The sequence below is a fragment of the Clavibacter michiganensis subsp. tessellarius genome, assembly GCF_021922985.1.
Classification (GTDB): Bacteria; Actinomycetota; Actinomycetes; order Actinomycetales; family Microbacteriaceae; genus Clavibacter; species Clavibacter tessellarius.
In genome coordinates this window covers 1,310,269-1,331,778 of the sequence record NZ_CP040788.1, presented here as the reverse complement: position 1 = coordinate 1,331,778, position 21,510 = coordinate 1,310,269, and the positions used below count along the sequence as shown (strand labels likewise).

Sequence of the window (21,510 nt, the reverse complement as noted above, 5' to 3'; positions counted from 1 at the left end):
GGCCGACACGCCAGAGGACACACGCATGGCTGATCACGACGACGACTTCCCCGAGCTCGACAGCGGGCTCCACGAGCGCCTGTCGAGCATCGACGAGGACCTGGCCGCGCAGCGCGCGCAGACGCTCCGCGCCGGGCTCGAGGACTACGAGCTCGAGGACGAGGACCTGGAGGTCCTCGAGACCGCCACGGACGACCCCGACCAGGTCACGTACCTGCCGGCGCTGCCCGTGCTCGCGGTCGTCGGCCGCCCCAACGTGGGCAAGTCGGCCCTCATCAACCGGATCCTCGGCCGCCGCGAGGCCGTCGTCGAGGACACCCCCGGCGTCACGCGCGACCGCGTCTCCTACAAGGCCGAGCACGCGGGCCGCTGGTTCACGCTCGTCGACACCGGCGGCTGGGAGCCCGACGCGAAGGGCATCAACGCGTCCGTGGCCATGCAGGCCGAGATCGCGATGGACCTCGCCGACGCCGTGCTCTTCGTCGTCGACGCGAACGTGGGCGCCACGAGCACCGACGAGCACGTCGTCCGCCTCCTCCGCAAGACCAACAAGCCCGTGCTCCTCGCGGCCAACAAGGTCGACGACGTGCGCCAGGAGCCGAACGCCGCCGTGCTGTGGTCGCTCGGCCTCGGCGAGCCGCACCCCGTCTCGGCGCTGCACGGCCGCGGCGTCGCGGACCTCCTCGACCTCGTGCTGAAGACCCTGCCGCTCGTCTCCAAGGTCGCCAAGGAGGAGGTGGGCGGACCCCGTCGCGTCGCCATCCTCGGCCGCCCGAACGTCGGCAAGTCGAGCCTGCTCAACAAGGCCGCGGGCGAGGAGCGCGTGGTCGTCAACGAGCTCGCCGGCACGACGCGCGATCCCGTCGACGAGCAGGTCGAGATCGCCGGCAAGGTGTGGCGCTTCGTCGACACCGCCGGCATCCGCCGCCGCATGCACCTCGCCCAGGGCGCCGACTTCTACGCGTCGCTCCGCACGAGCGCCGCGCTGGAGAAGGCGGAGGTCGCGGTCGTCATGATCGACGTCTCCGAGGTCATCAGCGAGCAGGACATCCGCATCATCGAGCTGGTGCTCGAGTCGGGCCGCGCGCTCGTGCTGGCCTTCAACAAGTGGGACCTCCTCGACGACGAGCGGCGCCGCTACCTGGAGCGCGAGATCGAGACCGACCTCGCGCACGTGTCGTGGGCGCCGCGCGTCAACATCTCGGCGCGCACCGGCCGCCACATGGAGAAGCTCGTCCCGGCTCTCGAGGTCGCGCTGGAGTCGTGGGACACCCGCATCGCGACGGGCAAGTTCAACGCGTTCCTCGCGGAGCTCACCTCGGCGCACCCGCACCCCGTGCGCGGCGGAAAGCAGCCGCGCATCCTGTTCGGCACGCAGGCCTCGAGCCGCCCGCCGACATTCGTGCTCTTCACGACCGGGTACCTCGACCCGCAGTACCGCCGCTACATCCAGCGTCGCCTGCGCGAGATCTACGGCTTCGAGGGCAGCCCGATCATCGTCAACATGCGCGTGCGGGAGAAGCGGAAGCGCTAGCGCTCGCGCATTCCGCGGGCTCCGGCTCGCAGCACGACGGACGGCGTCGATCCCTCTCGGGGTCGGCGCCGTCCGTGCGTGTGCGGGCGGGGATCACGTGTACCAGGTCGGCTCCGGGATCTCGCCGAGCAGCAGGTGCCGGCCCACCTCGCGGCGCTTGTAGGGGATCGGGTCGTGCAGCGTGTGCGTGCGCAGGTTCCGCCAGAAGATGTCGAGCCCGGCCTTCGCCGAGGAGGCGCGGGCGCCCGTGAGCTCGAGGATGCGCGTGCCGACCTCCAGCCCGTCCTCCGCGATGCGCGCCTTGGCCGCGGCGACCCGCACGGCGATCTCCCCGCGCTTCCGCTCCGTCAGCCTCTCGCGCGGCGCGTGCAGCACGGCGCTGATCTCGGCGCCCACCCGATCGAGCAGCGCCTCCGACGCCCACACCTTCGACTGCAGCTGGCCGTAGCCCTCGAGGACGTACCACTCGTCGGTCGCGCGCTCCTTGTCGTCGCCGCCGTAGGGCCAGGCGCGCGTGGTGCTCCGCGTGTAGGCCGCGGCCGTCTCGAGCGCGCCCTCGGCGATGCCCTGGTAGAAGTTCGCGAACACCAGCTGGATGGCCGGCACGTTGAGCGTTCCGTAGACGAGCGGCTGGAACACCCTGTCGACGAAGCCCGCCGCATCCGCCCACGGCACCCGCACGTCGCGGATCTCGACAGAGCCCGACTCCGTGAGCCGCTGCCCGAGGCTGTCCCAGTCGTGGCCGAAGACGATGCCCGGCTGGTCGGTCGGCACGATCGCGAAGACGTGGGTATCGGTGCCCTCGATCACGCCCTCGAGCACCGTGAGGTCGGAGACGACGCCGCCCGTAGAGAAGGACTTCTGGCCCGAGTAGACGAGCTCGTCGCCGTCCTCGCGGATGACGAGGTCGGAGTCGCGCGGGTTCACGGCGCCGCCGAAGAGGAGGTTCCCGGTGGTCGCGAGCTTCTCGACGGCCGCGATCTGCGCGTCCGTGCCGACGAGCCGCACGGCCCACGCCCAGAGGTAGTGGTAGCCGAGGAGCTGGCCGATGGATCCGTCGCCGCGGGCGACCGCGCGGATCACCTTGTACGCGGTGTCCCACGTCTGCCCGCCGCCGCCGTGCTCCGCAGGGCCGAGCAGCGTGACGAGGCCGGCGTGCTTGAGCAGCGCGACCTCCTGGTGCGGGCTCGCGCCGGCGCGATCGCGCTCGACCTGGTCGACGGCGAGGATGTCGCCGACCTCGCGGGCACGGGCGATCCACGCCGCCGGCGTCGTGGGGCGTGGGGCTCCCTTCCAGCGGTCGACGGGGGCGTCGCCGAGGGGAGCGGGGCGCGGGCGGTCGGCGTGGGCGCTGGCGCTGGCGCTGGCGCTGGCGTGGGCGTCGGCGCTGGCGTTCGCGGTGCTGCGGGCGGGCGTGGGGGAGCCGGATGCGGGTCGGGGCTCGCGGTCGATCAGGGTCATGTCCTGTCCTCTCGTGAAGGGGCGCGACCGGTGCCGCGCCTCGCGGTGGGGCCACGGTAGGGGCGGGTCCGGCGGGCTGGCGAGGGGTGTGACGCGGGGTTGCGGGGTGTGACGACGCGGGGCGTCATGGCGTGTCATGCGGGGGAGCGGGCGGGTCGTCGGCGCGCGTGCCCGGATCGTGTCGCCCCCGCGCCTCGGCGGCGAGATGAGGGGATGCTGACGTGTCCGTCCCGCGCAGCCCGGCTCGTTCCCGGCGGGCGGGCGGCGTGGCGTCGTACCCTGATCCGGGCGCATCCGACGCCCGCTCGCCCGACCCGAGGAGGACGACACCGGTGGACCAGCTGCTCAGCCGTCTCGACCGCATCGCGGCCGGCCGCCAGGCGGGCCACGTCATCGCCGAGGACAAGCGCGACCACCCCTTCACGGCGCGGGCCTTCCGCTGGATCCGGTGGATCCTCGTCGCCGAGACCGCCGTCGGCGCGACCGCCGTGGCCATCGCGCTGACCCTCGCCTCCGACGGCATCGCCGTCGCCCCGGCCGTCTGGTTCCGCTCCTTCGTGGTGCTCGCGATGACCGTCACGCTCTACTACTTCGCCTGGCGCGCCTCGGCCGGCTACTGGTGGGCGTACTCGCGACTCCGCCTCTTCAGCCAGATCTTCCCCATCGTGACCCTGGTGATCGCCGCGATCCCGGGCCTCTACCCGCTCTGGATGGTCATCGAGCAGATCGTGTTCTCGCTGCTGCTCATCGGGGTGGCGGACATCCTGCGCAGCGACCACATGCGGGATGCGTTCCCGAAGCCGGCGCGGGTGGCGCGGACGGAGCGCGGCGCGGCGGCGGGCTCGTCGTCGGCTCGGCCGTCGGGTGGCGCGGCGGCCTGACACGGCGCCGGCCTCCGCCGGCCTCGCGCTCGGCGCGTGCCGGAGCAGTGCCGCTGATGCGGTAGGCTCTACGAGTTGCCCAGCGATGGGACAGCGGGCTGTGGCGCAGCTTGGTAGCGCACTTGACTGGGGGTCAAGGGGTCGCAGGTTCAAATCCTGTCAGCCCGACGGACATGCCTCGGAAGGACCCTATGGGTCCGGCCGGGGCATTCGTCGCATCTGGGATCGCCCACCAACTGGGGGCAGCGGACATCGCGCTCCGAGAGGTCTGCGTACGTGCGTGACGCATAGATTCAGATGGTGCCCGAATCGCCTCCTTCTCCTTTTGCTTCCCCGTCTCAGGAGGCTTCGCCTCGTGAGCCGGAATCACCGATTGATTCGTCCCGTCCTATCTGGTTCCGTGTGCATCCGCTGGTCGTGGGCGCTACCGGAGGGCTAGCCGGCTTGATCGTCGGAGTTTCGCTCTTCGGTGTCGGGAGTGCGCTCTCCGATGCCGCTGAGGCCAGCAGGAAAGCTGAGGAACGCGCCACTGCGGAGGAGGCCGTCGCCCGGGACCAAGCAGCGCGATCCACGCTTCTCAGCAACGCCGTGGCGTCATGCAATCTCGACTCGTCGCAGGCTGAGATCGGGGATGGCGGATTGACCCTCGACCTGGAGAACCGGGGCCAAGACGACTACGCGGGAGTGAGCAGCGCGGATCTGTGGTGCTTCGTCGATGAGATGAAGACGCCGGCGAGCATCGTCTCGCACATGGAGCAGACGACTTCGATGGACGGCCGACAGGTGGAGGAGTTCGACGGCATCGAGGTGTCCTGGTCGTACCACCCCGACCGTGGCATGGACTCGATCTGGACGGTGTCACGCTCCAAGTGACCGGAGGAGACCCGGCGCTGGCCGTGGGAGGACGCCTGTCCAGCAAGAGGCTCCGACGCTCCATGGCCGAGGTCGGACGTTCGTGTTCTCCTCTGCCCGTGTCCTGGGCCTCTTCCGACGCTTCCCGGCGGGTCATGCGCTCGAACAGGCGTCGTGACACCGCTCCTGAGCTAGCCGTGCGGCGGATCCTGCACGCGGAGGGCATGAGGTACCGGATCGACTCTCGTGTGGTCCGCGAGACCCGCAGTCGAGCCGACATCGCATTCACCCGCCAGCGCATCGCCGTCTTCATCGACGGGTGCTTCTGGCACAGCTGCCCGGAGCACCTGCACCTCCCCAAGGCCAACGCCGACTACTGGATCCCGAAGCTCACGCGGAACGTCGAGCGGGATGCGGAGGTGACCGCCGTACTCCGAGGCTTGGGTTGGACCGTGCTGCGGTTCTGGGAGCACGAGCCGGCACCGGAGGTGGCGGACCGGATCATCGCTGCGGTCGAGAAGGCGCGATCGTCGACGTCGACGGAGAGGGATCCGCACGATGCCGGTCGTGGCAGCGGATCCCAGTAGTCCCGCCCCCCCCATTCACCCCCACACGAGGGCTTACGCCCGCGAGAGCGCGCTCATAGCCTCAAGCGTCGTCACTCGACGGCATCACCTGCCGCCTACCCCTTCGCCGCGGCACGCACCCGAGGAGCACCATGCCCGACGTCCCCTCCGCCGCTCCCGCCGGCTGGTTCCCCGACGGATCCGGCCAGCTCCGCTACTGGGACGGATCCGCGTGGACGCAGCACGTCGCGCCGATGGGGCAGCCCGCCGCGCCCCAGGCGCAGGCGCCGAGCGCCGCGGCGCTGGCCGCCGTCGCCGCCGCGCAGCAGGCCGAGCAGGCGAAGGCCGCTCGCGCCGCGGATGCCGCGCGGGTCCAGGCCGAGCGCGCCGTCGTCGCCGAGCAGCAGCGGACCGCGAAGGTCGCGCAGCGGGAGGCGACGATGCAGGCGAAGGCCGCGGAGCGGGCGGCTGCGACGCGAGCGCGGTCCCAGCGGGCGACGGCAGCCACCGTCGCCACGCCGGCGCCGAAGCCCGCGCGGAAGGCGCGCAAGGCCATCGCCGCGCCGGCCGCCCCTGTCCTCCCTGCGGCCCCGACCGCGGTCGTCACCGACACGCGCCCGAGCCGACACCCGGCGACGACGTGGGTCATCGCGGCCGTCGTCGCGCTCGCGGTGCTCATCACGACAGCGGTCGGGGGCTTCGGGGGAATGTTCGTCTCCGTCGGGCTGGTCGCCCTCGTGACCGCGCTGTACCCGCTCTTCACCGGACGCCGCAGCTGGGTCCCGGCGCTCGCCACCCGACCCCGCAACAGCGCGACCGCGGCGGGCGCGATCCTGCTCCTGATCATCGGCGCCGCCGTCCCGGTCGCCGCCTCGGCACCCGGCCCGCGTCCGGCGGAGGCGATCAGCGCGAGCGCGTCATCGACTCCCAGCCCCACCCCCACGCCGTCGGCGACGCCCACGCCGGTCGTCCACGTCGTCGAGGACGTCAGCGCGAAGACCGCGGCGGGCGCCGGGTCGCTCCTCCGCGAGGCCGGCTACGTCGTCCAGTACGTGCTCGAGTCGGGCGAGAAGACCGCCCTCACGAACGGCATGACCGTGAAGTCGCAGAGCCCGGCGCCCGGGTCGCGCGTCGATGCCGGATCCATCGTGACGCTCACGCTGCTGGCGCCCGCCCCGGCGCCCACCGTCGAGCCGACGGTCGCGCCGGCTCCGGCCCCGGCACCCGTCGCACCGGCTCCCGCGCCGAAGCCGGCGACTCCCGCTCCGGCGCCCGTCGCGCCCGCACCGGCTCCGGCGGCCCCTGCGCCTGCTCCCGAGCCGGCGCAGCAGACCGGCGGCATCAACCCCGGCGGCTTCTGCTCTTCGGTGGGCGCTGTGGCGCAGGCCGACAACGGACGCAGCTACAGGTGCGGCGGCAAGGGCCCGGACGCCAGCGGGAAGTACCACTGGAACACGATGTGACGCGCAGGGACATCTGATGAGCTGGTCGACATTCATTCCCGACCTCATAGTGACGGCAGTGGGTGCATCGCTGACGGTCGGGATCGCGATCGTCTCCTACTTGCTTCAGCTTCGGCGCAAGAACCGTCAGCTGGTGTTCAACCTGGCGGATGATCTGGCGGTGCGGCGTGCCTTCGAGCTGATCACTCCCATGGAGGCGACGGGCGATGAGCCGGCTGCTCAGTACTGCTTCGACAGCGTCCACTCGGCTCAGAAGCGGATCAGCGCCCTCCGTGATGAAATTTCTCCGAACGAGCGCCTGCGAGAAGCCCTTCACGAGATGGTGCGGTATTGCGCCGACTAGAAGGAGTCATACGAGCAGACGCCGGAGCTCTGGCAGTTCAGACTCATGCAGCTCCGGGGGCGGCTGATCGGGAGCTTGCGGAAGATCGAACGTGTGATGCGCATAAAGGACCCGCTTCCCACGCCAGGCGACTTTCGTCCCTGACGGCCGTGCGGGGGCGATCTTCCCGGGCGACCCCACGACGCCCACCCTCACCGCACCATCCGCACCGTGACCATCTCCGCCCCCTGGTACACCTGCCGCTCCACGCCGCCGTCGCGGACGAAGCCGTTCCGGCGGTAGAACGCCTCGGCGCGCGGGTTGTCGTCGGCGGCCCAGAGGTAGGCGGGCGAGTCGCCGACGGCTGCGTCGAACAGGGCCTGGCCGGCGCCGGATCCGTGCGCGGACGCGATCACGTTGATCGCGTAGAGCTGGAAGGGACGGGGCGGATCCTCGTCGCGCGCCGGTCCCGAGAGGGCGAATCCGACGATCCGGTCGCCGTCGAGGGCGACCCATGGCGGCGCTGAGGACGAGGAGGTCAGCGTCCGGCGCCAGTCCTCGGCCCGCGTCGCGACGTCGAGCCCGTCGAGGTACGACGCCGGGAGCAGGTGCGCGTACGTCTCCTGCCAGGTGCGGATGTGCACCTCGGCGATCCCGTCGGCGTCGGCGGGCACGGCGGGGCGGACGGTCGGCGCGGCGGTCATGGCGCCACGATACGGGTGCCGTCCCTCCGCGGACGAGCCGTCCCTCCGCGACCAGGCCGGGAGCGCGGACGGCCGCAGGACGCGAAGAGGGGCGGGGCGCATCCGCCTCGCCCCTCGGCTACCCGCGCCTATCGCGTCGTCGCGCGCTCCCGCTCGCGGAGCTCGACCGCGACGGATCCGGGCGCGTCGTCGTCGGCGGAGCCGGAAGCGGACCCGGAGGCAGCGGCACCCCGCCGCCGGTCGATCGCCTCCCGCGCCGGATCCTTCGCCGCGACCGCCGCCGCGATCGTCAGCACCGCGTACAGCCCGATGTAGGCGCAGAGGATCCACGGGGATCCGCCGCCCCACTGCAGGAACAGCACCGCGAGGAGCGGCGTGAGCCCGACCGAGAAGATGCTGCCGACCTGGTAGCCGAGCGAGACGCCGCTGTAGCGGACGCCCGTCGGGAACTGCTCGGCGAACCACGCGGCCTGGGGGCCGTAGATCGAGTCGTGGAAGACGTTCATGCCGAGCGCGAAGACGAGCGGGAGGAGCAGCAGCGGGCCGGAGTCGAGGAACGCGAAGAACGGCCAGATGAGGATCCCGATGCCCGCGGCGCTCGCGATGGTGAGGCGACGGCGGCCGACCCGGTCGGAGATCCAGCCCCAGAGCGGAGTGGTCAGCACGCTGAGCGCCGACACGATGAGCACCGACGTGAGCGCGACGCCGGAGTCGCCCCTCTTCGACGCGAGGTAGGAGAGCGTGTAGACGGTGAGGATCGAGTAGAGCGCGGGCTGCACGAGGCGGAGGCCGGCGGTGATCAGCACGGCGCGCGGGTGCCTCCGCAGCACGACGCCGAGCGGGAAGCGCTCGACCGCCCCGGCGGCCTTGATGTCGCGGAACTCGGCGGCGTCCTCCACGCGGAGGCGGATCACGAGGCCGACGCCCACGAGCACGGCGCTGAGGAGGAACGGGAGGCGCCAGCCCCAGGCGAGGAACGCCTCCTCGCCGAGGCCGAAGCGGGTCGCGGCGAAGACGCCGGTGGCGAGGAGCATGCCGCCCGCGGAGCCCATCTGCGTGAAGGCGCCGAAGAGGCCGCGGCGGTGGGCGGGGGCGTGCTCGACGGAGAGCAGCGCGGATCCGCCCCACTCGGCGCCCGCCGCGATGCCCTGCACGAGCCGCAGGAACACCAGGCCGACGACGCTCGCGAGCCCGATGGTCGCGTAGGTGGGCAGGACGCCGATGAGCGTCGACGCGATGCCCATGAGCACGAGCGAGTAGACGAGCATGCGCTTGCGGCCGATGCGGTCGCCGAGGTGCCCGGCGACGATCCCGCCGATGGGCCGCGCGAGGAACCCGACGCCGTACGCGGCGAACGACGAGAGGAGTCCGACGGCGGGCGTCTGGTTCGGGAAGAACTGGCTGCCGAACACGAGCGCGGACGCCGTGGCGTAGAGGTAGAAGTCGTAGTACTCGACGGTGGTGCCGACGAACGACGCGGCGAGGACGCGGCGTCGGCGGCGCGACACGTCGGCCGGCGCCTCGGGCGTCTCGGGTGCGGCGGGCGGATCGGGAGGCGTGGCGGTCGGTGCGGCGGATGCGGCGGGCGGTGCGGTGGTCATCGGGTCTCCAGCGGTGCGGCTGCGGTGCAGGGGGAGCGGTCCGGGCGGGGATCCGCTCGGGTGCCGCCCACCGTGGCCCGTGATCACCCGGCCCGGGAAGACCCGCGGTCACGGTGCGTAACGCGTGCCGGTCACGGGGCGTCACACGCGGAGGGAGCGGCGCAGCGAGCCGAGCGCGGAGCCGCGGCTCCGCGGACCGCGCCGCGAACACGGCGCCGAGGACCGCATCGCGAACACCGCACCTGCGGGCGCCCCGCACGCACGAGGGCGGCCGGCGGGCATCGCGCCCGCCGACCGCCCTCCCGGCGACCCGTCCCGATCAGTTCGCGACGGCCGCCGCGAGGTCGTACGCGTCGTGCTCCGTGCCCTGCCACACCGGACCGAGCACGTGGCTGCTGTCGCCGTAGTGCTCCGCGACGTTCGCGAACTGCGCACCGTCGGCGCCGTCGCCCGCGAAGACGGGGCTGCCGGAGGATCCGGCGTTCATGTCGCAGGGGAGCGCGAACTCCTCGACGGACACGCCCTCGGTGAGGCCGCCGCAGCGCTGCAGCGTCCGGCCGTCGAAGCGCCCCGTGGCCGGGTAGCCGTAGACCGCCGCGCGCTCGGCGTTCGACTGGTCGAACAGCACGGGCGAGGCGCCCACGACGCTCTGGATGTCGCGCCCGGACGCGTCCCTCTTCACGGCCAGGAAGCCGCTGTCGTCGAACTGGTCGCCGGCGTTGCGCTCGTACCAGCCGTAGGGGACGTAGCCGGTGATGACGGGCCATGCGCCGGACGCCGACGGGCCGGAGTCGAAGCCCGGGTAGAACACCATGTGGTCGGAGAAGACCTGGTTCTGGGTGATGCAGTGGCCGGCGGTCGCGAGGGTCGACCGGTTCGCCGACTCGACCACGTTGGCCGTGCACGCGTAGCCGACTCCGGCCTGCATGTAGTACATCCGGCCGATGTGGGAGACGGGGGCGACCTGCACGGCGCGGGAGGAGTCGGCGGCGGCGTCCGTGCCGACGGCGTCGGTGCGGGCCGCGTCGGAGCGCGCCGCGTCGTCCGCGGTGGACGTGGACGAGGACGTCCGCGCGTCCGCGTCGATCGCGACGGCCCGGCGCTCGGGCGTCCAGAACGCGACGGCGTCGGCGGCCTGCGCGCTCGTGACGTCGACGGCTACGGAGTCGGGTGCATCAGCCGTCCCCGCGACCGGGCTCGCGTGCTCCGCGCTCGCCATCGAGGAGCCGACGACGGCGCCGGACGCCTCGTCGGCCGAGGCCGCGGACGCGACCCCGAGGAGGGCGGCCGTGAGGCCGAGGACGGCGACGGCGGCGAGCGGCCGGCGCGCGGAGAGGGCAGGGCGACAGGGCATGCGGATCCTTCGGGCGGGCCACGGGGCGTGGCGGGGACGGCGCGGACGGGCGTCGGCGCCGGTGGTGCGCGGTGCGAGTGCGTGGTGCGGGCTGCCTGGTGCGTGGTGCGTGGTGCGTGGTGCGTGGTGCGTCGTGCGTCGTGCGTGGAGCGCGGTGCGGGTGGCGTCGTGCGCGCTGCGTCGAGGCGGATGCGGCCCCGCCGCCGTGCGTCCCGCGCGCCGGACGGAGCCCACGCCGACCGGAGCCCGCGCCGACCGTAGCGACGGGCCCGGATCGGCCGGGCCGGTCCTGCACAGCGCGCCGGCGGGCGCCCATGTGACGGACCGCTACGCGCACCCGACCCGCATTTCCCCACCCGTGCGACGCTGGGATCCCGACGAGAGGATCCCCATGCCCGACGCCCGGCCCCCGCTCCGCTTCGCCGCCTTCGTGATGAACACCGCCAGCCACATCCAGCACGGCCTGTGGCGGCACCCGGCCGCCCGGCAGCACGAGTTCGACGACGTGCGGCTCTGGGTCGACCTCGCGAGGACCCTCGAGCGCGGCCGCTTCGACGCCATGTTCTTCGCCGACGTCGTCGGGCTCTACGGCCCGGGCGACGGCGCCTACGACGTGAACGCCCGCGAGGGCCTCCAGTTCCCGAGCAACGACCCGTCCGTGCTGATCTCCGCGCTCGCCGTGAGCACCGAGCACCTCGGGTTCGCGTTCACGAGCTCCGTGCTCCAGGCGCACCCGTTCGACTTCGCGCGCAAGGTGTCGACGCTCGACCACATCACGGACGGGCGCATCGCCTGGAACGTCGTGACGAGCGCGCTCGACGGCGCCGCCCGCAACTTCGGGCACGACGGCCTCGAGGACCACGACGCCCGCTACGCCTGGGCCGACGAGTACCTCGAGGTCGTCTACAAGCTGTGGGAGGGCTCGTGGGACGACGACGCGCTCCAGCGCGACAAGGCGCGCGGGGTGTTCTCGGACGCGTCGAGGATCCACCGCATCGACCACGAGGGGCCGCGCTACACGGTCGCCGGGCCGCACCTCTCGTCGCCGTCGCCGCAGCGCACGCCCGTGCTCTTCCAGGCCGGATCCTCGCCCGTCGGCCGCCGCTTCGCCGCCCGGAACGCGGAGGCGCAGTTCATCCTGTCGTCGACGCCGGAGAAGACCCGCGCCCTCATCGAGGACACCCGGGCGCTCGCCGTGGACGCCGGACGCCGAGCGGACGACCTCTCCTTCTGGCTCGGGCTCTCCTTCATCACGGGCAGCACGGAGGAGGAGGCGAAGCGCAACGAGGCCGAGATCGACGAGTACCTGAGCGCCGACGGCTTCCTCCTGCACTCCAACCTCGGGTTCGACCCGAAGACGGGCGAGCAGCTGGATCCGTCCACCCCGCTCAGCCAGGTCGAGACGCAGGCCGGGCAGAGCCACCTGAACTGGCTGCGCGAGGCGTCGTCCGACCGCGAGCCGACCATCGCCGACCTCGCCCGGCTCTCCGCGAAGCTGCGCGGCCGCGTGGTGGGCACGCCCGAGCAGATCGCCGACGTGCTCGCGGGCTGGCAGGAGGCGGGCGTCGACGGGATCAACGTCATCAACTGGACCCTGCCCGGCAGCTACGAGGACTTCGTCGACCACGTCACGCCCGTGCTCCAGGAGCGCGGCCTCCAGCAGCGCGAGTACGAGCCGGGCACGCTCCGGCACAAGCTCACCGGGCGCGACCGGCTGCCGGACTCGCACCCGGCGGCGGCGTACCGGGGCGCGTTCTCGTGACGGTCGCCTCGCCGGATGGAGCCTCCACCGCCGACCTGCGGGCCGAGTTCCTGCCGCTGTTCGACCGGATCCGCGCGGGCGCCGTCGCCCGGGAGCGCAGCCGGGACCTCGCGTTCGACGCGGTCGCGCTCCTCCGCGAGGCTCGGTTCGGGGCGATCCGCCTCCCCGTCGCCGACGGCGGACGCGGGGCCTCGCTCGCGCAGCTGACCGAGCTCGTGATCGAGCTGTCGGCCGCCGACGCGAACGTCGGGCACCTGCTCCGCGGCCACTTCGGCTACGTCGAGCTCGTGCTGCGCCGGCCGCCGGGACCGGCGCGCGCGGAGTGGATCCGCCGCATCGCCGACGGCGCCCTCGTCGGCAACGCCACGAGCGAGCAGACCGGCACCACGCTCGCCGACATCTCCACGACGCTCACCGAGCGCGACGGCCGCTGGATCCTCGACGGCACCAAGTACTACTCCACCGGCACGCTCTACTCCGACTGGATCTACCTGGCCGCGGGCCGCGCGGCCGCCGACGGCGTGGAGCGCGTGACGCTCGCGATCCGCACGGATGCGCCGGGCGTCACGGCGGTCGACGACTGGGACGCGTTCGGCCAGACCCTCACCGCGAGCGGCACCACGACCTTCCAGGGCGTGGAGGTGGATCCGGCGACCGTCACCGCGTACCGCGAGGCGCCGCTGAGCCACATCCAGGCCTTCTACCAGCTCTACCTCGTGGCGGTGCTGGCGGGCATCGCCGAGGAGGTCGAGCGCGACGCGGTCGACTTCGTGCGGAGCCGCACGCGCACCTACATCCACGCGACCGCGGCCCTGCCGAAGGACGACCCGCAGGTGCTGGAGGTCGTCGGCCGGATCTCCGCGGCCGCCTTCGCCGTGCGCGCCGCGACCCTCGCCGCTGCCGCGCTCCTCGACGACGCCGTCGCCACCGCCCCGCCCGGGGAGCCCCTCGACCGGCCGATGCTCGACGCCGCCGAGGACGCGGTCTACCGGGCGCAGGTGCACGCGGTCGACGAGGTGCCCGCCGCCGCGACGCGGCTGTTCGAGGTCGGGGGAGCGTCCGCGACCTCCGGCGGTCGCGCGCTCGACCGGCACTGGCGGAACGCGCGCGTCGTCGCGAGCCACAACCCGGCCGTCTACAAGGCGCGGGTGATCGGGGAGCACGCGGTCGCGGGCCGCGGCCCGGTGGACGCGTGGGCCGCCTACGAGAAGGTGGGCGCGACGCCCTTCCCGCGCTGAGGGCCGCGCCGCGCGTCGCCGTGCCGCCCGACCTGGGGGCGTCCGCGCGCCCGATCGCGACCGGCGCCCTCGGTACGGTGGAGGCGCGGCCGCGACGCCGCGGGACGAGGGGATCCATGACGACGCACGCGCCCAGCCGGCCGCAGCTGGACACGACGCCGCTGACCGGCCGCATCGACCGCGCCGACCTCCGCCGGTTCCGCCGCGAGTTCACCGCCCGGTTCCCGGTGCTCGTCTCGCCGCTGTTCGCGCTCGGCCGCATCGCCCAGGGGATCCTCGCCGTCGTCTCCATCCCGCTCGGCGGCGTCCTGCTCCTCGCCGGCGCGCTGGGCGCGATCTTCACGGACGACCCCGAGACCCGCGGCGACGCCCTCGGCATGTCCGTGTTCGCGCTGCCGATGTTCGGCGCCGGCGTCTTCTTCGCGTGGCGCCTCGTCCGCACCCGCCGACGCCGCAGCCGGATCCGCTCCCACTACCGCCTCGCCCGCTTCGGCCGGGTCAACGGGCTGAAATACGTGCCGGGCCCGATCAGCGACGCGCACATGGGCGAGGCCGCCTCCCGCGGGGTGTACGTGACGCGCGTGATGCGGCCGCGCACGGCCCGCCCGGTCGAGTTCGGCAACCACGAGCTGAGCAGCGCCTCGAAGGCCGCGGGCATCACCCAGTACGGCGGCTACGCGATGATCGGGCTCCGACGCGAGCTGCCGCACATCCAGGTCATCTCGACCCGCACGCGCCTCCGCCGCGCCATGACGCCGACCCTCGACGTGGCCCGCGGCCAGCGCCTGGAGCTCGAGGGCGACTTCGACCGGCACGCCGCGCTGTACTGCCCCGAGGGGTACGAGCGCGACGCCCTGTACCTCTTCACGCCCGACGTGATGGCGGTGCTCGTCGACCGGGTGCGCGGCTTCGACGTGGAGATCCGCGGCGACCGGCTGCTGCTGCGCTCGCCGGCCGACATGGTGACGCTCGATCCCGCGCGCTGGCGCGACGTGATCGACGCGACCGCCGCCCTCATGGCCAAGGTCGACCGCTGGGAGCGCTGGCGCGACGACCGGCTGCTGTCGCTCGAGGGCGAGGAGGCGTCGGTGCTCACGGCGTCCGACGAGGCGCTCGCCGTGCCGCCGCCTGGGAAGGCCCGTCGGCGCGCCCGCCGGTCGCGCGGGGTCGCCGCCGCGGGGCGACGCCTCCGCAACCGGCCGACGGTCGGCCTGCTCCTGCTGATCGCGCTCGCCGCGGCCTTCTTCGGCGCCGGCTTCCTCATCACGACGCTGCCGTGACGGGCGAGCGGGCGCTCACCCGGGCGCGGCTCGACACGGATCCGCTCACCGACCGGATCCGCCGGCGCGACCTGCGCGCCTTCCGCCGGGGGTTCCGCCGCGCGCATCCGGAGGCGGAGGGGATCGGCGTGAAGGCGCGGACCGCGCTCATGGTGTTCATCGCCGGCGCGAGCGCCCTCATGGTGGTCCTGCTCGCGGGGATCATGGCCGACACCCTCCAGGAGGGCGCCCCTGATGCCGCGAGCGAGGCGGCCTGGCAGGCGCTGATCGGCGCGCTGCCCGCGATCCTGCTGGTCGTCTTCGGCAGCTGGGTGATCCGCTCGCGCGAGCGCCGCGGCGGCTACCGCGCGCACCTCCGGCTCGCGCGCTTCGCCGAAGCGAACGGCATGACGTACCTGCCGGGGCCGATGTCCGACGGGCACTTCGGATCCGCGCGCCGCTACTTCGACCTCACCCGGGTGATGCGGCCGGCTTCGGCTCCCGGCGTCGAGTTCGGGAACCACGAGATCGTCACGGCGGGCCGGCGCGAGGGGGCGCCGCGCTTCGGCGGGTACGCGATGATCCGGCTCGCGCACGAGATGCCGCACATCCGCGTGATCGCGCGGCGGGGCCTCCTGCGGCGGGCGCTGACGATGATGTCGCGGCCGGAGCGGGAGCAGCGCCTGTCGCTCGAGGGCGACGTCGACCGCCACTTCGCCCTGTACTGCCCGGCCGGCAGCGAGCGCGACGCCCTCTACCTCTTCACGCCCGACATCCTCGCCCTGCTCATCGACCGGGTGCGCGGCCTCGACGTCGAGGTCGTGGGCGACCGGCTGCTGCTCACCTCGTCCGACGACGTCGTGACGCGCGACCCCGAGCGCTGGCGCGACGTGATCGAGGCGACGACCGCGCTGGTCGCGAAGGTCGACCGGTGGGAGCGCTGGCGCGCCGACCCGATCGAGCATCCCGACGACCCGTCCGCGCTCGACGCCGTGCTGCGGGCGATGGGCCTGCCGGAGCCGGACCGCGCATCCCGTCCGCGGCCGGTGCGCCGACTGCGGATGACGCCGACGCTGGGCGGCGTCATCGCGGTGGGCGTGCCCCTGCTCCTGTTCGCGGCCGGGATCGTGGCCGTGCTGGTGCTCGACTGACGGGGATCACGCGCCCCGAGCGGCCCCGACCGCGCGCCCTCGCGGGGAGGTCGCGCGCCCTCGCGGGGAGGGCGCGCGACCCGCGCGGGATCAGCCGACGTGCGCCTGGGCCGCTCGGTAGGCCGCCTCGATGACGCGGTCCCACACGGGCGCGACCACGAGCGGCTGGTCCTCCAGTCCGCCGGACAGCACGCTGTACTGGCGGGCGCCGGGGCCCGAACCGTCGAACAGCGGGGCGCCCGACGCGCCCTCCTTCATGTCGCAGTCGAGCTCCTGGCCGGACTGGCCCTCGAGGTGCGTGGCGCGGGCGGTGCCGCTGCAGAGGAACGGCGCGTCGCCCGTGAAGCGGCCCGAGGCGGGGTAGCCGATGATCGTCGTGTAGTGCGTGAGCCCCTGGTGGAACTCCACGGGGGAGGCGCCGACGGCCTCGGTGAGGGTGCGCCCGTCGGGGCTGCCGACCGTGAGGAACGCCGTGTCGCGCGCCGGATCCAGCGTCTCGCGCCAGCCCGCCGCGAGCGTCACCGAGGTGACCGGCCACACGGTGTACGGCTGGCCCTTCATGTAGCCGGGCACGAAGACCATCCTCGACGGGTCCTTGCCGGGGAACGCGCAGTGGCCCGCGGTGGCGACGGTGAGGCCGTTGGCGGACTCGACGGCGTTGCCCGTGCAGCTCATCTCCTTGCCGTCCACGACGTACGCGACGATACCGATGTGCGGGACGGGGTCGACCTGCTGGGCCACCGGGATCACGGGGCGGGCGAGGCGCTGCTCGAGGGCGGCGGAGGTGGTGAGCTCGTCCGCGGACGGGGTGTCGTCCGGCGAGGTCGGGGTGCCGGTCACGCGCGTGAGCTCGGGCGAGCCCGCGCCCTCGAGCCGCTCGGGCGTCCAGAAGGCGACGGCGTCGGCCGCCTCGGCGGCGGACCGGGTGACGGTCGTGGGAGCGGGCACGGTGTCGTCGGCGGTGGCGGATGAGGCGGGGGAGACGGCGACGAGGGCGAGGAGGCCCGCGGCGCCGGCGGCCACGGCGAGGGCCGGGCGGCGGAGGAGCGTGCGGGCGAGGATCCGTGCGGCGGTGCGGGACGCGTGCGTCATGGGCGGCCTTTCCGTGGGGGAGCGACCGCCGGTCCGGCGGCCGAGGCACCGACGGTATCCGTCGGCCGCGCCCCCGCGCGCGGACGCCGAACAGCCGGCCGGGCGGGCGGGCGGCCGGGCGGGCGCGCCGGGCCGCCTTGCCGAGCCGACGGTGCCCCCGCGCGCGGGCGTCGCACGGGTCGGCTGGCCGACGGGCGCACATCCGCCGCGCGTCAGACTGGGGGCATGACCTCTCGCCCCGCCTCCCGCCCGACCGACGCCGATCAGCGGACGGCGGATCCGCGCATCGCCCCGGACGGCGGCCGGCGCTCGATCCCGCGCACGCTCGCGCGGATCCTGCTCGGCCTCGTGCTGGTCATGGCGGGCACCGGGCACCTCACGGTCGCGCGCGAGTCGTTCCAGGCGCAGGTGCCGACGTGGCTGCCGATGGATCCCGACTTCGTGGTGCTCGCGTCGGGCGTCGTGGAGATCCTGCTGGGCCTGTCGCTCGTGCTGCTCGGGCGCTGGCGGATCTGGGTCGGGCTCGTGGTGGCCGCGTTCTTCGTCGCGATCTTCCCCGGCAACATCTCGCAGCTCGTCACCCGCACGCCCGCGTTCGGCCTGGAGACCGACGCCGCCCGCGCGACCCGCCTGGTGTTCCAGCCGCTCCTCGTGATCTGGGCGCTCTGGGCGACCGGCGCGTGGTCCGCCTGGCGGAACAGGCGCGCCCGCCGCTGACCGGGGTCGAGCGGCGGGCGCGGCGGATCCGACGGGATCGGCGGAGCGTGCCTAGAGGCCGAACCGGAGCGTGTCGGCTCGACCCTACGCGCGGGCCACGCCGACGCGCGAGAGCAGCGCGGCCGTCGCCGCCTTGACGCCCGTCTCGATCGTGCCGGCCATGGTGGGCGCGAACTGCGGCGTGTGGTTGCCGGGCGGCGGGGTCGCCCCGCCGAACGCCTCGGGCTCCACGCCGCCGAACGCCCAGTAGACGGTGGGCACGCCGATGGCCTCCCCGAGGATCCCGAAGTCCTCGCTGCCCATGATGGGCGGCGACTCCCTCACCATGTCCTCGCCGAGCTGCGCGGTGAGCGCCGCGACGACGCCGCGGGTCGCCTCCGGGTCGTTGAGGTTGAGCGGGAACGACACGATCTCCTCGATCTCGGGCTCCGGGGCGCCGCTCGCGGCCGCCTCCGCGAGGATGATCCGCCGCACCGACGCCAGCACGCGCTCGCGCACGGCCGGGTCGAAGGTCCGGATGCTGAGGCCGAGCACCGCGTGCTCGGGGATGATGTTCTCCTTCGTGCCCGCCTGGAACGTGCCGACGGTCACGACGGCCGCGGCCTGCGGGTCGATCTCGCGCGCGACCACGGTCTGCAGGCGGAGCACGATGGCGCTGGCGGCGACGATCGGGTCGATGGAGTTCTGCGGCTGCGAGCCGTGCGCGCCGCGGCCCCGCACGGTGACGCGCCAGGAGTCGCTCATGCTCATGAACGCGCCCTCGCGCGTGGCGACCATGCCGACGGGGAGCGGGAAGACGTGCTGGCCGAGGATCACCTCGGGGCGCGGCGCCCTCTCCCAGAGGCCGTCGGCGAGCATCGCGCGGGCGCCCTCGCCGGTCTCCTCGCCGGGCTGGAAGACGAAGACGATCGTGCCGGCCCACGCGTCGCGGTTCGCGGCGAGCGCCTGGGCGGTGGTGAGCGCGGCGGCGACGTGGAAGTCGTGGCCGCAGCCGTGCATCGTCGGCACCTCCTTCCCCGACGGGTCGATGCCCGTGTCGCGGCTCGCGTGCGCGAGGCCCGTCTCCTCGAGGATGGGGAGGCCGTCGGTGTCGGCGCGGAACGCGACCACGGGACCGTCGCCGTTGCGGAGGATCCCGACCACGCCGGTGCCGCCGCAGCGGCTCGTCTCGGCGCCGATCGCCTCCAGGTACGCCTCGATCGCCGCGGCGGTCGCGTGCTCCTGCATCGACAGCTCGGGGTGCGCGTGCAGCGAGCGGAACAGCTCGTGCGCGTCGCGCACGTCGTCGTCCAGCAGGGTGACGCCGGGGTGCACGTCCATGGGGATCCTCCTCGGGAGTGGGTCGCGTCCCTCATGGGGACCTCTCGCTCCAGGCTATGCCCGGCCTCGGGAGCGCCCGCGGCGGGCGGTGCGGGGGTGCGCTCCGTCGTCGTCCCGCCGGTCGCTGCGTCCGGTGCGGGCCGCGTCGGGCGCCCGCGCGGGCCGTCAGTCCTCGACGGACCGGTCGACGACCTCGCCCGAGGCCGCGTCGACGCGCACCGAGTGCGTGACGCCCGAGGCGTCCACGACGTCGCCCTCCCAGAGGATCCGGCCGCCGTCCTCGTCGAGGGCGAGCTCGGTGACGGTGCCCGCGACGGCGCCCGTCATGGCGGAGGCCGCGTCCGCGTGGCCGACGCTGGCGCCGCGGAGGAGCGCCGCCGTGTCGGCGAGGTCGTCGGCGTCGTCCGCGTCGGTGACGGGGCCCGCCGTGACCGCGGATCCGTCGGCTCCCGTGTGCACCTCGTGCTCGCGGCCGTCCTGCTCGGCGACGACGACCTCCCACGACGTGCCGCCCGCCTCCTGGTCGACCGACACCAGCTCGCTGCCGGGGACGGCGGCGATCGCGGTGTCGACGGCCGCGGCGAGCGCGCCGTCGGCCGGGGCCTGCCCGGTGCCGTCGGTGCCGGCACCCGCGGTCGGGGCGGCGGAGGCGGCGGACGGGGCGGTGCCCGGGGCGGACGCGGGGGCGGATCCGGCGGAGCAGCCGGCGAGGGCGATGCCGCCGAGGAGCGGGAGGGCGAGCGCCAGGGCGGCGCGGCGGACGGGGGTCGATGTCGTGTGCGTGGTCATGCGGCCACCCTGCCCGGGGGCACCTTAATCGGACCCTAAGCGGCGCCCGGCGAGGTCGGCCGTCGGCCGTCGTCGGCCGTCGTCAGCCGGCGTCGTCCGGGGCGGCCGGCAGCCGCAGCACCACGCGCGCGCCGCCGCCCGGCGCCTCCTCCACGCGCGCGGATCCGCCGTGCGCCTCCGCGACCGCGCGCACGATGGCGAGGCCGAGCCCGGATCCGCCGGAGTCCCGGTCGCGGCCCTCGTCGAGGCGCACGAACCGGTCGAGCACGCGCTCGCGCTCGGCGGCCGGGATCCCGCGCCCGTCGTCGTCGACCGCGAGCACGACGCCGTCGTCCGTCGCCGCGGTGGAGACGGCGACGGTCGACGCCGCGTGCCGGGCGGCGTTCTCCGCGAGGTTGCGCACCGCGAGCGCGAGGAGGCGCGCGTCGCCGGTGACGCGGGCGGCCCGGATGCCGGATCCGTCGACCCGCACGTCCGCCCGCCCCCGCAGCCGCGCCACCTCCTCCAGCGCCACGTCGTCGAGGTCCACCGGCCGGGCGTCGAGCCCGGCGCCCTCGTCGAGGCGGCTGAGCACGAGGAGCGCGTCGACGAGCTCCTCCTGCCGCGCGCCCTCCGCGAGCACCACGTCGGCGAGCTCGGCGAGGCTCGTGCGGTCGGGGTGGATGCGGGCGAGCTCGGCGTGCTGCCGCACGGTCGCGAGCGGGGAGCGCAGCTCGTGCGACGCGTCGGAGACGAAGCGCCGCTGCGCCGTCCGGGCGGCGTCGAGCCGGGCGAGCATGCCGTTGAGGGTGCGCGCGAGGCGGTCGACCTCGTCGCCGGTGCCGGGCTCGTCGACGCGGGCGTGCACGCGAGCGTCGCCGCGCCCGTCGGCTCGCGCGTCGCCGGGGGAGGACCCGATCGCCTCGGCGTCGCGGCGGATCCGCTCCACGGGCCGGAGCGCGCGCCCCACGACCACCCACGCCAGCAGCGCCACGAGCGCGACGACCAGCGGCACGGCCACGGCGAGCAGGCGCACGACCGCGGCCACGGCCTCGTCGGCGTCCTCGAGCGACGCGGCGACGACCACGGTCACGTCGCCCGCGGCCTCCACGTCGCCCGCGACCACCAGCCGTCGCTCCCCGTCGACGACCACGTCGTCGGCCCGCTCGCCGTCGTACAGCGGCGGGCCGTCCGCGTCCTCGCCGTGCGCGATCACCCGGCCGTCGCCGTCGAGCACCTGCACGAGGTCGTCGTCGCCGAGGTCGGTCACGGCCTGCGGTCCGCCGGCCGCGACCGCGTCGGCGACCGTCTCGAGCGTCCGGTCCGCGGCGTCGCGCACGCCGTCCTCGAGCGATCCGCGGAGCAGCAGCGCGAACGCGACCGCGCCGAGGACCCCGAGCAGGAGCGCGAGGACCGCGACCGCGGTGGTGGCCCGCACGCGCAGGGACCGGCGCCGACGGGCCGG

At 74.3% G+C, this 21,510-nt stretch carries 19 protein-coding genes and 1 tRNA gene; 12 read left to right on the top strand and 8 right to left on the bottom strand.

Annotated elements, in window-relative coordinates:
• Positions 1-25: 25 nt before the first annotated feature.
• Positions 26-1,534 carry a ribosome biogenesis GTPase Der gene (gene der, locus FGG90_RS06070; protein WP_094129217.1) on the top strand — a complete coding sequence of 503 codons (1,509 nt, stop codon included), beginning with the start codon at positions 26-28 and terminating at the stop codon, positions 1,532-1,534.
• A gap of 93 nt (positions 1,535-1,627) precedes the next feature.
• Here the strand turns inward: der and FGG90_RS06065 are convergent, their stop codons facing one another.
• On the bottom strand, positions 1,628-2,995 hold the full coding sequence (locus tag FGG90_RS06065) for an acyl-CoA dehydrogenase family protein (RefSeq protein ID WP_210433059.1): 1,368 nt from the start codon (positions 2,993-2,995) through the stop codon (positions 1,628-1,630).
• 332 nt (positions 2,996-3,327) lie between these two features.
• On the opposite strand from FGG90_RS06065, the gene FGG90_RS06060 reads away from it, so the two are divergent.
• The 6 genes from FGG90_RS06060 (at position 3,328) to FGG90_RS06035 (ending at position 7,100) form a co-directional block, all read left to right on the top strand.
• Positions 3,328-3,876 (top strand): hypothetical protein, encoded by a 549-nt coding sequence (locus FGG90_RS06060; protein WP_094129220.1) that lies wholly within the window; start codon positions 3,328-3,330, stop codon positions 3,874-3,876.
• 94 nt (positions 3,877-3,970) lie between these two features.
• Positions 3,971-4,044, top strand: a tRNA-Pro gene (locus tag FGG90_RS06055).
• Between the two features lie 249 nt (positions 4,045-4,293).
• Positions 4,294-4,749 (top strand): hypothetical protein, encoded by a 456-nt coding sequence (locus tag FGG90_RS06050; protein WP_133065157.1) that lies wholly within the window; start codon positions 4,294-4,296, stop codon positions 4,747-4,749.
• A gap of 134 nt (positions 4,750-4,883) precedes the next feature.
• Entirely contained in the window at positions 4,884-5,315 is a 432-nt protein-coding gene (locus FGG90_RS06045; RefSeq protein WP_237583566.1) for a very short patch repair endonuclease, read from the top strand.
• 131 nt (positions 5,316-5,446) lie between these two features.
• On the top strand, positions 5,447-6,757 hold the full coding sequence (locus tag FGG90_RS06040) for a DUF2510 domain-containing protein (protein ID WP_094129229.1): 1,311 nt from the start codon (positions 5,447-5,449) through the stop codon (positions 6,755-6,757).
• A 16-nt stretch (positions 6,758-6,773) separates the two neighbouring features.
• Positions 6,774-7,100 (top strand): hypothetical protein, encoded by a 327-nt coding sequence (locus FGG90_RS06035; protein WP_094129232.1) that lies wholly within the window; start codon positions 6,774-6,776, stop codon positions 7,098-7,100.
• A gap of 191 nt (positions 7,101-7,291) precedes the next feature.
• Here the strand turns inward: FGG90_RS06035 and FGG90_RS06030 are convergent, their stop codons facing one another.
• The 3 genes from FGG90_RS06030 to FGG90_RS06020 form a co-directional block, all read right to left on the bottom strand.
• Positions 7,292-7,783, bottom strand: coding sequence for a GNAT family N-acetyltransferase (locus FGG90_RS06030; protein ID WP_094129235.1), 492 nt, complete (start codon positions 7,781-7,783; stop codon positions 7,292-7,294).
• A gap of 128 nt (positions 7,784-7,911) precedes the next feature.
• Entirely contained in the window at positions 7,912-9,384 is a 1,473-nt protein-coding gene (locus tag FGG90_RS06025; protein WP_094129238.1) for an MFS transporter, read from the bottom strand.
• Between the two features lie 319 nt (positions 9,385-9,703).
• On the bottom strand, positions 9,704-10,738 hold the full coding sequence (locus FGG90_RS06020) for a trypsin-like serine peptidase (protein ID WP_094129241.1): 1,035 nt from the start codon (positions 10,736-10,738) through the stop codon (positions 9,704-9,706).
• A 391-nt stretch (positions 10,739-11,129) separates the two neighbouring features.
• Between FGG90_RS06020 and FGG90_RS06015 the strand changes: the two genes are divergently transcribed.
• The 4 genes from FGG90_RS06015 to FGG90_RS06000 all read left to right on the top strand — a co-directional run bounded on the left by FGG90_RS06015 (position 11,130) and on the right by FGG90_RS06000 (position 16,148).
• A complete protein-coding gene (locus FGG90_RS06015) occupies positions 11,130-12,500 on the top strand; it encodes an LLM class flavin-dependent oxidoreductase (protein ID WP_094129244.1) in 1,371 nt (456 codons plus the stop codon).
• Positions 12,497-13,738, top strand: coding sequence for an acyl-CoA dehydrogenase family protein (locus FGG90_RS06010; protein WP_094129247.1), 1,242 nt, complete (start codon positions 12,497-12,499; stop codon positions 13,736-13,738). Before FGG90_RS06015 ends, FGG90_RS06010 begins: the two co-directional genes overlap by 4 nt.
• Before the next feature lie 116 nt (positions 13,739-13,854).
• Positions 13,855-15,018, top strand: coding sequence for a hypothetical protein (locus tag FGG90_RS06005; RefSeq protein ID WP_094129250.1), 1,164 nt, complete (start codon positions 13,855-13,857; stop codon positions 15,016-15,018).
• A complete protein-coding gene (locus FGG90_RS06000) occupies positions 15,015-16,148 on the top strand; it encodes a hypothetical protein (protein WP_094129253.1) in 1,134 nt (377 codons plus the stop codon). Before FGG90_RS06005 ends, FGG90_RS06000 begins: the two co-directional genes overlap by 4 nt.
• A 90-nt stretch (positions 16,149-16,238) precedes the next feature.
• Here FGG90_RS06000 and FGG90_RS05995 read toward each other — a convergent pair whose 3' ends face one another.
• Positions 16,239-17,240: a trypsin-like serine peptidase gene (locus FGG90_RS05995; RefSeq protein ID WP_094129256.1), complete on the bottom strand. Its 1,002-nt coding sequence runs from the start codon at positions 17,238-17,240 to the stop codon at positions 16,239-16,241.
• Between the two features lie 225 nt (positions 17,241-17,465).
• Between FGG90_RS05995 and FGG90_RS05990 the strand changes: the two genes are divergently transcribed.
• On the top strand, positions 17,466-17,957 hold the full coding sequence (locus FGG90_RS05990) for a DoxX family protein (RefSeq protein ID WP_094129260.1): 492 nt from the start codon (positions 17,466-17,468) through the stop codon (positions 17,955-17,957).
• Positions 17,958-18,041: 84 nt separating this feature from the next.
• On the opposite strand, the gene FGG90_RS05985 is transcribed toward FGG90_RS05990, so the two are convergent.
• From FGG90_RS05985 to FGG90_RS05975, 3 genes are all read right to left on the bottom strand, one after another.
• Positions 18,042-19,277: an amidohydrolase gene (locus FGG90_RS05985; protein ID WP_094129263.1), complete on the bottom strand. Its 1,236-nt coding sequence runs from the start codon at positions 19,275-19,277 to the stop codon at positions 18,042-18,044.
• A gap of 165 nt (positions 19,278-19,442) precedes the next feature.
• A complete protein-coding gene (locus FGG90_RS05980) occupies positions 19,443-20,066 on the bottom strand; it encodes a PepSY domain-containing protein (RefSeq protein ID WP_094129266.1) in 624 nt (207 codons plus the stop codon).
• Positions 20,067-20,148: 82 nt separating this feature from the next.
• Positions 20,149-21,483: a sensor histidine kinase gene (locus FGG90_RS05975; RefSeq protein ID WP_337249881.1), complete on the bottom strand. Its 1,335-nt coding sequence runs from the start codon at positions 21,481-21,483 to the stop codon at positions 20,149-20,151.
• Positions 21,484-21,510 lie beyond the last annotated feature (27 nt).

Coding starts and splice junctions, on each gene's coding strand:
- FGG90_RS06020 (WP_094129241.1), bottom strand. CDS start 10,738: ATGCCCTGTCGCCCTGCCCTCTCCGCGCGCCGGCCGCTCGCCGCCGTC.
- FGG90_RS06025 (WP_094129238.1), bottom strand. CDS start 9,384: ATGACCACCGCACCGCCCGCCGCATCCGCCGCACCGACCGCCACGCCT.
- FGG90_RS05985 (WP_094129263.1), bottom strand. CDS start 19,277: ATGGACGTGCACCCCGGCGTCACCCTGCTGGACGACGACGTGCGCGAC.
- FGG90_RS05980 (WP_094129266.1), bottom strand. CDS start 20,066: ATGACCACGCACACGACATCGACCCCCGTCCGCCGCGCCGCCCTGGCG.
- FGG90_RS06005 (WP_094129250.1), top strand. CDS start 13,855: ATGACGACGCACGCGCCCAGCCGGCCGCAGCTGGACACGACGCCGCTG.
- FGG90_RS06045 (WP_237583566.1), top strand. CDS start 4,884: ATGCGCTCGAACAGGCGTCGTGACACCGCTCCTGAGCTAGCCGTGCGG.
- der (WP_094129217.1), top strand. CDS start 26: ATGGCTGATCACGACGACGACTTCCCCGAGCTCGACAGCGGGCTCCAC.
- FGG90_RS06030 (WP_094129235.1), bottom strand. CDS start 7,783: ATGACCGCCGCGCCGACCGTCCGCCCCGCCGTGCCCGCCGACGCCGAC.
- FGG90_RS05995 (WP_094129256.1), bottom strand. CDS start 17,240: ATGACGCACGCGTCCCGCACCGCCGCACGGATCCTCGCCCGCACGCTC.
- FGG90_RS06015 (WP_094129244.1), top strand. CDS start 11,130: ATGCCCGACGCCCGGCCCCCGCTCCGCTTCGCCGCCTTCGTGATGAAC.
- FGG90_RS06065 (WP_210433059.1), bottom strand. CDS start 2,995: ATGACCCTGATCGACCGCGAGCCCCGACCCGCATCCGGCTCCCCCACG.
- FGG90_RS06040 (WP_094129229.1), top strand. CDS start 5,447: ATGCCCGACGTCCCCTCCGCCGCTCCCGCCGGCTGGTTCCCCGACGGA.
- FGG90_RS05990 (WP_094129260.1), top strand. CDS start 17,466: ATGACCTCTCGCCCCGCCTCCCGCCCGACCGACGCCGATCAGCGGACG.
- FGG90_RS06035 (WP_094129232.1), top strand. CDS start 6,774: ATGAGCTGGTCGACATTCATTCCCGACCTCATAGTGACGGCAGTGGGT.